We start from the raw sequence: 15,975 nt of genomic DNA, 5'->3' as shown, positions 1-15,975 counted from the left end.
AGTGATGAGTAATGAATGATGAGTACGCTCCGTTGGACGGATCATAATTGGTTAATTATAGTTTGATTTTTCAAATTCAATTTTAAAGAATTGTTTACATCGGCTGAAAAAACATCCAAACCTGCAGGTGCTGTAAAAGCAACTGCAGACAAAACTTCTTTCTTCAGGAAAGCAGGTGAGGAGAGTTTTTTTAGTTCAAAAACAAATCCATCATTTTTCAATTCAACAGTTCAGGCCAAATTAAATATCAGTCAGCCGAACGATCCATTGGAAAAAGAAGCCGACGAAACGGCTGATAAGGTTATGCGTATGCCTGATGCAGCTGTGCCATCAATCGCAGAAAAGAAAGAAGATGAATTGCAACGTAAGGAAGATGAGCAGGAAGAAATGATCCAGCCAAAAATGATTGTGAATGCCGGTGGCAGTTTAGTGATGAGAAGTGAAGAACCGGGTGAAGTAAATGAAGAAACTGTTCAACCAAAATTATATAGTGCCGGGTTGATGCGTAAAGAAGCAGAAGAGGAGCAAGAAGAAACAGTACAACGAAAAGAAGAAGAACAGGAAGAAACCATTCAACGATTTGCAGATAGCAACTGCTGCAGTGCGGCAGTCATTCATCGCAAGGAACGTGGCCCACCAACAACTCACACATCCACGTTCTCATCACAATTACAACAAAGCAAAGGACAAGGTGCTCCTTTGAACCATAGTGTATTGCATAATATGCAAAACAGGTTTGGTGCTGATTTCAGCTCGGTGCGTATTCACAACAATAACACATCGGCACAACTCAGCAGCAATATCAATGCACAGGCATTTACACATGGTAATGATATTTATTTTAATCACGGAAAGTATAATCCTCATACTTCATCCGGAGGTTCGTTGCTTGCCCATGAGTTAACGCACACTATTCAGCAAGGTGCCGCAACACTTCATCGCAAGGCAAAAAGCCCTGCCACATCTCCTTTTGTTCAAACCAAAACAGAACCACAACAACTTACTGCAGAACCACGGCCTGAATTAATACGTGCAGTTCATCATGCAAAATCACAAATAGGAAAAGTAAATGCATCGCAAACAACACCAGATGGTTTGCGAGTTGGTGCAGATCGATTGGTGGAATATTTTAAAACAGCCATGGGTGATGAAGCAATACTTGAAGGTAATCAACCATACAAAACAGGAAGCGTTCACATTGATAATATCAGGTATAAGAAAGAAGCCAAAGGAATGAATCCTTTGGATCCAACCGGCCCGGCAGTAATGCGTGATGCAATGCCTAGCTGGTGCGGCATCTTTACATTCTGGGCATTGAACAAGGGTGGCATTCCAATGAAGAAATGGAAATTGGGACAAGCTGCAGTTGATATCAAGTCTGCATATCCTCCCGGTTATACACCACGTGCCGGTGATATTGCATATAAAGGTCCGCCATACCATCACTATGCAATTGTAGAAAACGCAACAGGTGGTGCAAAGAATGCAACGGTGAATACAGTTGATGGTAACACGGCTGGTGAAGATAATCTTGGTGCACAGGTACAACAACGTTCACAATCGATGAGTGTGTGGAAATTATTCTTTAATCCATTGTATGGACTGGAGGAACAGCTGCCGCAAAATCCGGAAGCACTGACTCCTGAAGAGATCAATAAAATTATGAGCGATGCAGGTGCATCGTCAACTTCATATTTATCAGCCCCTGCTTCAACAGCTGCTGAAATAAAACCATACACACCCGCTGAAACAACTGTAGCAGAAATGCCTGCTCCTGTAACAGACGAAGCCTCTGCGGTTGTTCCGGCAGAAGAAACAAAAGAAGGGACGGTAGAAGTAAAGGCAGAAGTGATTCCAACATCACCTAAAACACCGGAAGAAGATCCTGCTTATCAGCAGATCATGCAGCAGGCTGGTTCAGTAAAATCAAAACAAAAAACACATGATACACCGAAATCGAAAGCCGATGCGGCACAACTTGCATCTGCAATACCAGTTGACTTAGATAAAAGCAGCCAGGCGCAGTTTCATAAGGTGAACGAAATGGAATTGCAGGACAAACAGAAATTCAATGCAGATGCATTTAAAAAACAATTGAATGATCGCATAGAAGGTGCATTGCCAAAAGATGATAACGAAACAGTTGATCGTTACGAACATCCAAGCAAGGCAGAAAAAGCAATGAGTGAAGCAAAAGACGGAATGAAGACAGATGTGAAAGAGGAAAAGAAAAAAGCCGGTAATGCCATTGAAACAACAACTTCTGCTCCACCATCAGAAGAGGGAGTAAAGCCAAAAGAGACTGCAGACATGCAGCCAGAAGATGCGGGTAAGAAACCGCATATTCCCAAAGCTGAAGCAGCAGCGCCAAAGCCGAAGACAGACGAAGAAATTTCGATGGAGAAAGATGCACAGTCGTTAGATGATCAAATGGCAGAGAGCGATGTTACAGAAGAGCAACTGGCAAATTCAAATGAACCAACATTTGGTGAAGCACTTTCCAGCAAACAGGAAGCACAAACACAGGCACGCAATGCACCGGCAGAATATAGAGCCAAGGAGCAGCCGCAAATTGCAAAAGCTGAAGACCAGGCGAAAGCGACAGTTGCAGGAAAACTAACGGAGATGCATGAGGGCAGAGCAGGCGCATTGGCAAAAGTTGATGAAGGTAAAAACAACACCAAAACAAAAGATGAAGAAAAGCGGAAAGAAATTGCCGGTAATCTTCAACGTATCTATAACGAAACAAAAGAAAAGGTTACCACACTGCTTACTAATTTAGAAACAAACGTCATTACTGAATTTGATACAGCAGCCAATGCAGCCAATACAGTGTTTGAACGGAATGTACATCGACGTTTAGATGATCACTATGGTATTACAACGGTTGATGACACAGTTGGTGATTATATGCGTGGTGGACTGTCGCCGGAAATTGGAAAAATATTCCGTGAAGAGAAAGCAACATTCATGAATGCAATGAATACTTCAATCAATTCCATTGCATCGAAAGTTGAAACAGAACTCAATGCAGCTATTACAGCAATTGATGAGGGGAAAAAAGCAATTGATGAATATTGGAACAGCTTAACACCAGAAATGCAAAAAATTGGTGAAGAAGCCAAAACAGATATCGGTGGAAAATTTGATGAACTGGAACAAAGCGTACACGCAAAACATGATGAGTTAGTGGAAAAACTTGGCGACCGTTATGTGAAGAATGTAGAAAAGTTGCAGGAAACATTTGATAAGATCAAGAGTGAAAAACAAGGTTGGCTAAGCAAAGCGGTTGATGCAATAGCTGGTGTGATCAAAGCCATACTCCGGTTAAAAGATATGTTGCTGGAAACTTTGGCGAAAGTGGCACATGTTATTGGTAAGATCATTAAAGATCCGATTGGTTTCCTCAGCAATCTTATTGCAGCAGTGAAAATGGGGCTCGACAATTTTGTGAAGAACATCATGGATCACATGAAGAAGGGATTGATCGCCTGGCTGCTTGGTAATATGCCGCCTGGTTTGCAACTTCCTGATAAATGGGATCTGCCGGGCATCTTCCATTTTGTAATGCAGATCATCGGTCTAACATGGACGAATATCCGCCAACGTGCAGTGTTGAAAATGGGTGAACCTGTGGTAGCAGCTTTGGAAGAAGTGTTTGATATTTTCCAGATCATCATCAAAGAAGGTTTGCCGGGACTGTGGCGATACATCAAAGAAAAAGTGGGCAACCTGCAGGTGATGGTAATGGATGCCATCCAGGATTTCTTAGTTGAGAAAATCATTAAAGCAGGAATTACATGGGTGATCGGGCTAATGAATCCAGCAGGTGCATTTATCAAAGCATGTAAACTCATTTATGATATAGTGATGTTCTTTGTTGAGCGAGGCAAACAGATCATGGATTTAGTAAATGCTGTCATTGATTCTGTTGCATTGATCGTTGAAGGAAGTTTAGGTCAGGCAGCAAAGATGGTAGAAGATGCATTGGCAAAAATGATCCCTGTCACACTTGGTTTCCTAGCAGCATTACTTGGGTTAAATGGCATAACTGAGAAAGTACAGAAGATTATTAAAGCTGTACAGACACCTATCAACAAGGCAATTGATTGGGTATTGGATAAAGCCATTGCCTTCTCCAAAAAACTAGGGCTTGATAAACTGGTGAAGAAAGTAAAAGGTGGTATTAATAATGCAAAAGATTGGGCGAAGGAGAAGGTGAAGCAGGGCAAAGAGAAAGTGAAACAAGTTGGTGCAAAAATTATGGGATGGGTTGGGCTAAAGAAAAAAGTGAGTGTTCGAAAAGGTGAAACGCATACACTTTACTTCAATAAAGGAAGTAGAAAAATGATGATGGCATCAACACCAGTTGTTTTTGGAGATTTCATTAATAGTATTGTTATTCCTGTAAAGAAACAAAGTAAGCTAAATCCAATAAAAGCAGGTCTTGTTTCAATGTTACAGCAGGTAGACGGTTTAATAGCTAACACTACTATGTCCGAAGATGATAAGCAACAAAAGATTCAAGCGATTCTTGAAATAATCGGTCCGGAAATAGCTGAGTTGATAAGAGAAACCTCAGGTGCATTGTTAACATCAGAAGCTCCAAGATATGGTGGTGTACATGGCGGATTTGGCTCTTCAATGCGTGTTAGAATAGTAGATGGTAATCCGGCAACAACAGGTGGTCAGCCATCTGTTGGTGGCGGAAATTGGGATGCTCTTCGTAAGCGAAAGACAAGTATGGGAAGTAAGGATACATTTTACATCAGAGCGCACTTGTTAAATGATAATCTGGGCGGCCCTGGTGATACCTGGAGTAACTTATCTATATTATCGCAGCAAGCGAACAATAGGGATTGGTATGGCTCTGGATCGCATGAGACGGCAGTTGAAACAAGATTGAAAGGACCATTAAGTGAAAATGGAAAAGGGTTTATTTATGTTGTTACAGCTAATTACAGCAGAAGTCAAAATGCTGCCCTGATAAATATTGTAGACAGTTTGATTGCTTTTAAAAATGCCCCTTTAGGTGCTGCTCCTGTTGTGCCGTCTGATTATACTTACCTAAATGCATATAGCGTTGGGCAGTTAACTGATGTGAAACAAATTCTCGAGGCTGAAAAATTTGTGCCAACCACATTCGTGTGTACAATCAAGGAAATAGATCCATCGGTAGGAGAAGAAGTTGTTACATCCGATCACAATATCAACCGTACAATTACAAATGACATTCAGGGTCAATACTATCTATAAATAAAGAGTATGAAGAAAATACGTAGAGGGAAAAGGCAAATTGCAACTAAAGCCACAAAACCTACTTCCATTCAATCAGCAAACAAAAGTTCAGAAGATGTGGGCCAAGCAACAGCATTTTTCAAAAGCACAAATGCATCAAGCTTATCACATGATTCAAATCATTTCTTCAAAGCCCGTTTCGGTTATGACTTCTCGGATGTAAAAATTCATACCGGTACAGAAGCGGAAGTATCTGCAAATGATCTTGATGCAAAAGCATATACTGTTGGCAACAGTATTGTCTTCAACAGGAATGAATACAATCCGCATTCTTTTGAAGGGAAAAAATTACTGGCACATGAGTTAGCACATGTCATGCAAAGTAAGCAGGGTACTGTTGCTGATGGTTACATTCAGCCGCAACGTTCTACACCCGTACCTGCAACTGCTGTTGTTGATCCTCGTACAGACATTGCAACATTTACAGTGAACAGTGTAAACCTGGTGGTTGAGCCGGATCAAACATTAAGAAGAGGCACAACGGTTACATTTCATGGTCGGCGTATCAGAGTAAACAGAACAGGTGCAGTAACAGCCGCTAGTTTGCGGCCAAGGGTAATACCAACTTACACAGGGAGAGGAAGAAGCAGGCGTGTTACCTCGGTAACACTTTCGTATACATTATACATCAAAACATTTTATGGAACAAGGGCTTCTTCCTCTGATACCTCTGCTTATGGCAGAGGCACAACTGCGGCAGATATTGCAGCCGGCAATACAACACTGGGTTTTCATGAAGGAAGTCATGGGCAGGACTACCAGGATTATATTGCACAAAACCCATTACCACAATTTACACTTGAAGTGCCAGCAACCATCAGGCAATACAATGCTGCCATGCGTACATTTAACAGCGATGTAAGTACTTATTATGCTGATATGAGTTCGCATAGCGAAACGCATACAGATATGGTGGGCACACCTATGACTCCTTGAGTAAATTAATTATCTTTAAGAATGCTTTACACCTTACATAAAAACATCCACACTTCATCGCTTGATTCTGCACTTTCCGATCTCAGGATCATTATTTCGCAACGCATACAAGCGCATTTTAATGAGCAGTTGTTTCCTTTTCATCAATGGTTGGCGCAACAGTTTAATGGTGAGTTGTATAACGAAGAGATCGGGAAACATATTCCGCACTTGCAACACCCGGATGAGTGGATCATCCTGATGCTTGCATTAGTACCACATGTAAGCCCTAATTTTTTTGAAAGCATCATACAGGAACAATTACCGGGTGGTGGCGATTTTGCAGAGTTTGGCGGTGTTAAAGCAACCAATCACAGGAGTATGTTACCAACGGGTGAAACTGTACAGTTTGTTCTTGCAGGCACTTCAGTTGAAGATCGTTTAAAAGTACAATTCTATTTTTCAGAAGATCATTTCTTTTTCCGTGAAAGTATTCTGTGGTTAGAACCTGTGAAAGAAGGTGAGCCGGTTATGAGTGGCCGCATTATTCTTGCGCAGGATGTAGTTGATAAAATATTGTTGGGTCGGGAATCAGCGCCACGCTTTGGATTAGACTTTCCTGCCAAACGTATCACTACACAAATGAACTGGAACGATCTTGTGTTACCTAACAAAACTTCGCAACAGGTAGCAGATATCGTTACATGGTTAAAACATCATCACAAAATATCGGCCGATGAAAATCTAAAACGGAAAATAAAACCCGGTTACCGGGTGTTGTTTTATGGTCCATCAGGAACAGGTAAAACATTAACGGCTGGTTTAATCGGGAAGCAGTTTGAGAAAGAAGTGTATCGTATCGATCTTTCGCAAGTGGTATCAAAATACATTGGCGAAACAGAAAAAAACCTGGAGAGTGTTTTCAAACGGGCAGAAAGCAAAGACTGGATCTTATTTTTTGATGAAGCAGATGCTTTGTTTGGCAAACGCACCAATGTGCAGTCATCACATGATAAGTATGCCAACCAGGAAATATCTTATCTGTTGCAACGTGTGGAAGATTATCCCGGTTTGATGATCCTCGCATCTAATTTCAGGCATAATCTTGATGATGCATTTGTAAGAAGGTTTCATGCGGTTATTCATTTTCCCATCCCGAATGCTCATGAACGTTATGTGCTTTGGCAAAAATCGTTGCCTGATAGTCTCACTTCAAATGGTTCTGTGGATCTGTATCAATTGGCTGATAAATATGAGCTCACTGGCGCTTCCATCCTCAACGCTGTGCAATTTGCCGTTTTGCAATGCTATGCCCGCAATACAACTGAGCTGCAGCAGGCGGATCTGCTGGATGGTATTCGTAAAGAGCTGATGAAAGAAGAAAAGTCGGCTTAGTTGCTCCGCTCATCATTTAAGCTTTTCTGAACAGTATTTTTCAGGATATTTACGGCTCAAAATTTTGAGCATGAAGAATATTGTTTTGATCGTAGCTATTGTCTGTACCACATTTGAACTATATGCCCAGCCCAATCGTTGGCAACAACGGGTGAAATACGTGATGGATATTGATATGGATGTAACCACTAATCGTTACACTGGTAAACAGAAACTTGAATACACAAATAACTCTCCTGATACGCTAGATAAATTGTTTTATCATGTTTACTGGAATGCGTTTCAGCCAAACAGTATGATGGATGCCCGCAGCAGGGAATTAGGCAAAGCAAAAGTTGGCGGCCGGCCCGATTGGGATGCACGTGTAAGGGATCGCATTCTTAACTTAAAAGAGAATGAGATCGGTTACCAGAAAATAAAATCGCTGAAATTGAATGGAGTTGCACAAACAATAACCGAACATGAGACCATTCTTGAAGTAAAACTCAGCAAGCCTGTTTTGCCAAAGCAAAAAGTAATGCTTGAAATGGAGTGGGATGCGCAGGTTCCTTTGCAGGTTCGTCGTAGTGGAAGAGATGCAGCAAATGGTGTAAAATTTTCAATGTCGCAATGGTATCCCAAGTTATGTGAGTATGATGCGGATGGCTGGCATCCTAACCCATATGTTGCCCGTGAGTTTTATGGCGTGTGGGGCGATTTTGATGTAAACATTACCATCGATAAAAATTTCATTATTGGTGGCACGGGTTATCTAATCAATGCAAACCAAATAGGACATGGGTATGAAGCTGCGGGAGCAAAAGTTGTTCGTCCTGCAGGTGATAAACTAACGTGGAAGTTTACTGCGCCTAATGTGCACGATTTTGTTTGGGCAGCTGATGCTGAATACAAACATATTGTTCGGCAGGTGAAGAATGGTCCAACACTTCATGTGTTTTATAATTATCAACCTAACAATCCTAAGAATGATGAAGCATGGATGAAGGTGGCTGATGCTGCTGAGATTGTTTATCCGTTCATTGCAAAAAACTTCGGTGCATATCCTTACAAACAATATTCATTTATTCAAGGTGGTGATGGTGGTATGGAATACCCTATGGCAACATTGCTGAATGGCCCCGGGCTCGGTACAGTATTTCATGAATGGATGCACACCTGGTACCAGATGTTGATGGGCACCAATGAAAGTTTATATGCATGGATGGATGAAGGTTTTACTGATTATGCAACTGATCTTGTTGCAAATTATTATTTCAGCGAGATGGCAAAGCGTAGCGGAACAAAGCATGAAGATGATAAATTGCCAAAGTATCATGCAGATAATTACAGCAGTTATTTTAGCCTGGTGAAAAGCCGTTTGGAAGAACCCATGACAACCCATGCTGATCATTTCAATACCAACTTTGCATACAGTATTGCTTCTTATTCAAAAGGCGCAGTGTTTCTTTCACAGTTAGGTTATATCACCGGTGATACAGTAAGAGACAAAATTTTACTGGAGTATTATAAGCAATGGCGTTTTAAACATCCCAACGTAAATGATTTTATGCGTATTGCTGAAAAAGTGAGTGGCCTGCAATTAGACTGGTACAAAGAATATTGGGTAAACAGTACAAAAACGATCGACTACGGTATTGATAGTTTGTGGGAAGAAGGAGGCAAATCAAAAATTCGATTGAGGCGTGTGAATGAAATGCCCATGCCCATTGATCTTGTACTGACATTTAAAGACGGCACACAACAATTACATTACGTTCCCGGTTATCTCATGTTTGGAGAAAAACCTGCTGAGAATAATATAGCAAGAACAGTTTATCCAGCTTGGAAATGGACACATCCTACTTATGTAATTGAGTTTGATAAACCACTCAGGGATTTAACTGTTGCAGAAATTGACCCATCGTATCGTATGGCTGATGTTGACAGGAAGAATAATAGACTGGAATTGAAGTGGTAAACACTTCCGTTTGAATAAAAAGAAAAGCCGTTGTATTGGTACAACGGCTTTTCTTTTATCATTAAAGTTCAATTATCTTCCGTAAAATTTATTGACTGCTTCTACACGATTGTTCACGTGCAGTTTCTCGTAAATATGATATACATGTTTACGTACAGTTTCAGGACTGATGTCTAATTCTTTTCCGATCTCTTTGTAAATTTTTCCCTGCGCCAGTTTCTCTAAGATCATTTTTTCACGGCGGGTCAATACTGTAGTATCGGCATTGTCAGGAGTCAATGCAATTGTTTCCTGTACAGGCATATCTTTAAAAGCATTCACTACTTTCAATGCAATCTGGCTGCTCATTGGGGCACCACCATCTACCAATTCTCCAATTGCATCCAGCAATTTTGCAGGCGATGATTTTTTGAGAATATAACCACTTGCACCTGCACGTAATGCATCAAAGATCTTTTCATCTTCTTCATATACTGTACACATCATGTACAAAATCTCAGGATGTTGAGGCTTTAATTCCTTAACGAGATCAATACCATTGGTTGAACCCAAGCCAATGTCCATCAACACAACATCTGGTTTAATCAAAGGAATTTTTACCAACGCTTCTTCACCAGATGAAAAAGATCCGGCCAAACTGCAATTCTCACTTAATTCAATGATCTGCTCCAGTGCCTGACGGATATCTGTTACATCTTCAACTATACAAACGGATATTTTATTCATACTGCAAAGTTGAATCTTTCGTGCAACATAAGAAATACCACTAAGTGGTAATACAGCTCATGTTTTTAACGGTAAAAATGGGTTGAAGAGTGGCTGTAGAAGCCAAGCTTTGTTGTTTAATCCTTCACCATCAGCGTTTTACAGCCATCACAAACTTTTCCTTGAAAAAATCTTCGGTAAACAGTTCGTCAATTTGCCAGACGGTGGGAGACAGGCCGCTTTCTTTCACTTCTTCGGCAAGATCGCCTCCTTTCAAACAAATAAGCCCGCCATAAAAAGGCTCATCAAATGCGGTGGCAGGTTTGCCTTGTCCTTTTGCTTTAAGAATGGGAACACTCCATTGCCAGAGGTCTTTTAACGGAGCAACGGCACGGCTCACAACAAAATCAAATTTGCGGTTAACGATCTGCTCGGTGCGAGTATGTTGAGTGGTTACATTCTTTAAACCAATGGCTGAAGCCACTTCGTTCACCACTTTTAATTTTTTGTTGATGCTGTCGGTTAAATGAAATTGTACTTCAGGAAAAAAGATGGCCAACGGAATACCGGGGAATCCACCACCTGTACCCAGATCGCATATTTGTGTGCCGGGTTGAAAGTTGAATACTGCAGCAATGGCTAATGAATGAAGCACATGCTTCTCATAAAGACTGTCGATATCTTTACGGGAGATCACATTGATCTTTTCATTCCATTCCTTGTAAACAGCTTCGAGTTGCTGAAATTGCTGCAACTGTGCGGGCGTAAAATCAGAAAAATATTTAAGTACTACTTCCAATTGGCTCTTGGTTTTTTAAATAAACTATTTGCAAATAAAAGATAATAAAACCATTGCCAGATATCGAGAATGGGATAAAGCCAGAAAAGATCTTTTTCCTTAAGCTTACTCATGCTCTTGTAGTAGATGATCCCCTGCACGAGTAACCTGAAACCAAACACTGCCAATGCCATCCACCAGTTAAAGAAAATAATGGATGCGGCAAGCAGTGGATAGAACAGGAAATGTGAAAATGCAAACAGTCCCAGTGAAAACTTATGAATGCCTTTGTAATGATTACTGGTTGTATAATGTCTTGCTTTCTGGCTGCGCCATGTGCTCCATCTTGTTTTTGGTTCAGATAAAGTGAAAGCATCTTCATCTAACACAACAGCCGTATTCTTTTTTGTTGCTACCTGGTTAATAAAAAGATCATCGTCTCCACCAGGTAATTGGTTGTGAGAAGAGAAGCCTTTGTTACGAAAAAATAATTCTTTTTTATAAGCAAGATTACGACCCACACCCATATAAGGCATGCCTGCTAATGCGTAAGAGAAATACTGCAGTGCCGATAAAAATGTTTCGAAACGAATAAGCTTATTCAGCAAGCCGGGTTTTTTATAATAAGCGCCATAACCCAATGCAATTTCTTTTCCATTATTGAATGCACCCTGCATTAACTCGATCCATTTGCCACTTGCGGGTTTGCAGTCAGCATCAGTAAGCAAAAGCAATTCATACTTTGCTTCTTTAATGCCAATTGACAAAGGAAATTTTTTCCCATTGATCAATCTTGCCTCTTGTTTCAATTCAATTGGGCGAAGGTTACGGAATGGTTTCGACAGGTATTCCAGCACATACTTGCTGTCGTCAAACGAATTGTCGTTCACAGCTATTACCTCAAAGGTTGAACGGTACTCCTGTTGCAGAATTTCGGGTAAATTGTCAGCAAGATTTTGCGCTTCATCCCTTGCACAAACCACCACCGAAACGGCATGCTGCATAGAGCTTTCCATTTTCGGCTTTTTGTAAAATGCCAAACGGGTAAAAAAGTACAGGTAGTAAAATACCTGGATGGCTGCTGTTGCACAGAAAGCAGCAAATAAGATTTCGGGCCAATGCACACTCATAAGCAGCTGCGAAAATATTGCATTGCGTTGAAACAGCTAAGGGAATGTTATTCAGATGTGTGGAAGCCGATAATTGGTAGCCGTTAGTGTGCAGCTTTGATCTTCTTCAAACCCACTTTTGGCTAATGACTAATAGCTATCGGCTATCTTTGCGCCCTTATGGCAGCTTTACAGTTTCAATTACAACATACCAATCCACAATCGAAAGCAAGGGCAGGTGAGATCACTACTGATCATGGTACTATTCAAACACCCATCTTCATGCCCGTGGGAACAGTCGGAAGCGTAAAATCGCTCACGGTTGAGCAATTAAAAACTGAGGTGAAGGCTGAGATCATCCTCGGGAATACTTATCATTTATACCTGCGCCCGGGAACGGAAGTGCTGGAAGCAGCCGGTGGTTTGCACAAGTTCAATGGATGGGATAAACCGATTTTGACCGACAGTGGCGGCTACCAGGTATTTTCATTGGCGGGCACCCGTAAGATCAAAGAAGAGGGAGTTGTTTTTCAAAGTCATATTGATGGAAGCAGACATTTGTTTACGCCGGAAAGTGTAATGGATATTCAAAGAAGCATTGGTGCTGATATTGTAATGGCGTTTGATGAATGTCCTCCATATCCAAGCGATTACAACTATGCAAAAAAGTCGATGGAGTTAACACATCGTTGGTTAGATCGTTGTATCAAGCATTTTAATAACACACCCGATAAATACGGATATACACAAAACCTTTTTCCGATTGTACAAGGCAGTACCTATAAAGACCTGCGTACAGCATCGTCTCAGTTTATGGCCAATGCAAATCTTACAGGTTGTGCCATTGGTGGTTTAAGTGTGGGTGAGCCCGAAGAGATGATGTATGAATTCACTGAATTGTGTTGTGATGAATTGCCGGTACAAAAACCACGTTACTTAATGGGCGTTGGCACGCCGTGGAATATTTTAGAATGTATTTCTTTAGGTGTTGATATGTTTGACTGTGTAATGCCCACCCGTAACGGACGTAATGCCATGCTCTTTACAAGTAAAGGCGTGATCAATATTGACAATAAAAAATGGGAAAAAGATTTTTCTCCATTGGATGATGGAATCGATTGCCACATTAGTAATTATTACAGCAAAGCTTACCTGCGTCATCTCATTAAAGCAAAAGAAATTACTGGTCTTACTTTGGCAAGTGTGCACAATCTTGCATTCTATTTATGGTTGGTGAAGCAGGCACGTGAACATATCATTGCCGGTGATTTTGTAAGCTGGAAAAAAGAAATGGTGGATGTAATGAAGACGAGGTTATAAGGTTTCTTTTCTCCAAGGGAGATCAGCAGCACCTTTTTGCAGATCAGCTAATGGAGTTGAGTTGATCCATTTTTCCAATACAGGAATATAGTTATTGAAATTATGTGGCAGCTGAATACCAAATGTTGATTTTACTTTTTCATTCAACAGTTGATGGTGGCAGAGGTAATACTTCAACGTATTTGCATTGAGATCGGAGAGAGGTAACAACTTTGCTGCAAACTCTAAAACCGGCTGCGGCACTTTCACAGATATATTCTTTTCTGTTGCCAGTATTTCCCAAATGCGTTCAATCACTTCTCCAAATTGATGGGTAGGATCATCTGTGACATTGTAAACTTCGTATTCATATTCCTTTTCTGATTGTATGATCGCCTTAGTAGCCAGTAATAAATTTTCAATATTCGTAAGTGAAATGGTATAATCTAATTTGGCAGGCGTTACAAGAAAAGGTCCTTTTTTCAGTCGTAGAATACGTGGCATCAGTATTCTATCACCGGCACCATATACAGCACGTGGTCGAATGACGGTGATTTTTGATCCATCTGAAGCCTGTTGTTGCAGCCATTGTTCTGCTTTTAATTTTGAATAGCCATAAGCCGATAATTCATTTTCATCAATCAGTTCATCTTCTTTGTGCAGTAATCCATTGGGCGGATAAACAGATGCAGACGAGATATAAATAAAATGCCCGGCTTTAATATTGCTGAATACATTTTTGGTGCCGTCTGTATTTACACGAATCAAATTATTATGTGATTCTTTATCGGATGCCAACCCTGCACAGTGAATGCAAACAGCCGCTTCTAATTTTGGAACAGCTTCGGCAATATCCACCGATTGATAGCCGGCGTATTGAAGCAAGTTTACAGGAGGTTCTTTACTTCTTGCCAATGCCAACACTTTATAACCCAATGCTGAGAAGTAACGGGTATAGGCTGCGCCAATAAAGCCGGTTGCTCCGGTTATGATGATGTCGTAAGTAATGGCAGTTGTTGTTTTATTTGTTCAAGTAATGTTTGCTGATCTGTTTTCTGTTGGCGACCTGATTTTGGTATTGACTGGAAAATAATATGATCGGGCAATGCATCGGAATCAATTGCATGTTTGCCAGTTCTTAATTCTTTTATCAACTCTTTTTCTGTTAAAGAACCGTCAGTATCAACAACAAGGATCACCCGCTCGTCATGAATAGCTTCATCATAAAATCCGATCATACAAACATCCTTTACGCCTTTGATCTGCGCAATGGTTGTTTCATACAAACCGGGGTAAATATTTTTATTTGCCCTGATGATCATATTCTTTTTTCTTCCTTTCATGATCAATCTTCCTTTAGCATCTGTTTCAACTAAATCGCCAGTTGCATGAAATTCATCTGCTTCCTGTAAATGAAAATAGCGTTTAAATAAAAGAGGTGAATGAATGAGTAATTCACCATCATCAGCAAATTTATATTGCATCGTGTCCAATGGCTTTCCAAGCACATCACCTCTTCCATCATAATTTATTTTTTCATCCCCATCTATGCTTGCAACAACCAGGTGCTCGGTCATTCCATACAAGCAGGTAATTTTTCCTTTGCTGAATTGCCTCAACTCAACCAGTAATGATTTCAACACCGGTGCAGAACCAAGAATAAGATTTTTCAAACTTTCGGGAAAGGCCTGATTGGTTTGTTTGCAATAATTCATCAAATCTCTATATTCAGCAGGTGGTCCAAACAAGGTCGTGATATGATGTTGTTTGATGAATGTAATACGTTGATCGGGTGGAGTAGTTTCTTTCCAGAAGAAAGTTTTGTAACCAGTCATCATGCCAATCAATGCAAACTGTGGTAAATGAGTAACCATTGAAGCATGTTTGTTTTGTTCAAACAAAGAAGCAACAGCTTTCAGACTTTCATACAAACTGTTCATGGTATGCACAACAGCTTTGGGTTCGGCTAATGTGCCGGATGTATAAACAACAAGTAGTTCATCATCTTCCTGCGATGGCATAAAATCTGTTGTTGTATTTGCTGTGAATTTTAAACGATGATGCTTTTGTATTATGGGCAACCACATGCCTGTTGCAAATACAGTGTACTTGTTTGAGTAAGGAATATAAAACGCAGCAGGTTTTTTTCTTCGATAGATAAACCTGATCAGAGGATGCTCCTGCAACAACAATAACCTGCTGTCGATAAAAGCCCATTTGGGTTGAAACTGTTGAAGTTTTGATGCATACCGCTGGTTGCCCATATGCGGATCGACCAATGCAGTTTTTGTTCGCAGGTGAATAAGCGCCATAAATAAAATAAGGAACTCAATACCTACATCGCAGGCAAGCAACACATGATCACCTTTCTTTATTCCTTTTGCTGAGAGATTAGCTGCAAGGTTTTTACTTTGCTCAATTAATGCTGCTACGGTTAGTGTTTTATTGTCGTAAATACACACCGCATAATCTGGTGGCAATTGTTGCAGCAGTTGTAAAAAAGGTGATTGATACAACAT

At 40.5% G+C, this 15,975-nt stretch carries 10 protein-coding genes; 5 read left to right on the top strand and 5 right to left on the bottom strand.

The features are described 5' to 3' along the window. Positions 1-90: 90 nt before the first annotated feature. The 4 genes from WG954_RS00275 (at position 91) to WG954_RS00260 (ending at position 9,565) form a co-directional block, all read left to right on the top strand. Positions 91-5,256 carry an eCIS core domain-containing protein gene (locus WG954_RS00275; RefSeq protein ID WP_340432448.1) on the top strand — a complete coding sequence of 1,722 codons (5,166 nt, stop codon included), beginning with the start codon at positions 91-93 and terminating at the stop codon, positions 5,254-5,256. A gap of 9 nt (positions 5,257-5,265) precedes the next feature. After that, on the top strand, positions 5,266-6,234 hold the full coding sequence (locus WG954_RS00270) for an eCIS core domain-containing protein (RefSeq protein WP_340432446.1): 969 nt from the start codon (positions 5,266-5,268) through the stop codon (positions 6,232-6,234). Between the two features lie 21 nt (positions 6,235-6,255). Next, a complete protein-coding gene (locus WG954_RS00265; protein ID WP_340432444.1) occupies positions 6,256-7,608 on the top strand; it encodes an ATP-binding protein in 1,353 nt (450 codons plus the stop codon). A gap of 70 nt (positions 7,609-7,678) precedes the next feature. Beyond that, complete coding sequence (locus WG954_RS00260; protein ID WP_340432442.1) at positions 7,679-9,565, top strand: M1 family metallopeptidase; 1,887 nt, start codon at positions 7,679-7,681, stop codon at positions 9,563-9,565. A 72-nt stretch (positions 9,566-9,637) separates the two neighbouring features. Here WG954_RS00260 and WG954_RS00255 read toward each other — a convergent pair whose 3' ends face one another. The 3 genes from WG954_RS00255 to WG954_RS00245 all read right to left on the bottom strand — a co-directional run bounded on the left by WG954_RS00255 (position 9,638) and on the right by WG954_RS00245 (position 12,178). Further along, on the bottom strand, positions 9,638-10,291 hold the full coding sequence (locus WG954_RS00255; RefSeq protein WP_340432439.1) for a response regulator: 654 nt from the start codon (positions 10,289-10,291) through the stop codon (positions 9,638-9,640). Between the two features lie 130 nt (positions 10,292-10,421). Beyond that, positions 10,422-11,069 carry a 16S rRNA (guanine(527)-N(7))-methyltransferase RsmG gene (rsmG, locus tag WG954_RS00250; protein WP_340432438.1) on the bottom strand — a complete coding sequence of 216 codons (648 nt, stop codon included), beginning with the start codon at positions 11,067-11,069 and terminating at the stop codon, positions 10,422-10,424. Next, positions 11,060-12,178 (bottom strand): glycosyltransferase, encoded by a 1,119-nt coding sequence (locus WG954_RS00245; protein WP_510182577.1) that lies wholly within the window; start codon positions 12,176-12,178, stop codon positions 11,060-11,062. Before WG954_RS00245 ends, rsmG begins: the two co-directional genes overlap by 10 nt. 159 nt (positions 12,179-12,337) lie before the next feature. On the opposite strand from WG954_RS00245, the gene tgt reads away from it, so the two are divergent. Further along, positions 12,338-13,477 carry a tRNA guanosine(34) transglycosylase Tgt gene (gene tgt / locus WG954_RS00240; RefSeq protein ID WP_340432433.1) on the top strand — a complete coding sequence of 380 codons (1,140 nt, stop codon included), beginning with the start codon at positions 12,338-12,340 and terminating at the stop codon, positions 13,475-13,477. Here tgt and WG954_RS00235 read toward each other — a convergent pair. Beyond that, positions 13,472-14,392 (bottom strand): NAD-dependent epimerase/dehydratase family protein, encoded by a 921-nt coding sequence (locus WG954_RS00235; protein WP_340432431.1) that lies wholly within the window; start codon positions 14,390-14,392, stop codon positions 13,472-13,474. The two genes, tgt and WG954_RS00235, sit on opposite strands and share 6 nt — an antisense overlap. A gap of 50 nt (positions 14,393-14,442) precedes the next feature. Beyond that, positions 14,443-15,975 (bottom strand): class I adenylate-forming enzyme family protein, encoded by a 1,533-nt coding sequence (locus tag WG954_RS00230; protein WP_340432429.1) that lies wholly within the window; start codon positions 15,973-15,975, stop codon positions 14,443-14,445.

Source organism: Lacibacter sp. H375 (assembly GCF_037892425.1).
Taxonomy (GTDB): Bacteria; Bacteroidota; Bacteroidia; order Chitinophagales; family Chitinophagaceae; genus Lacibacter.
Note: the sequence above shows the minus strand (reverse complement) of the source record. Positions and strands in the feature narration are given on the sequence as shown.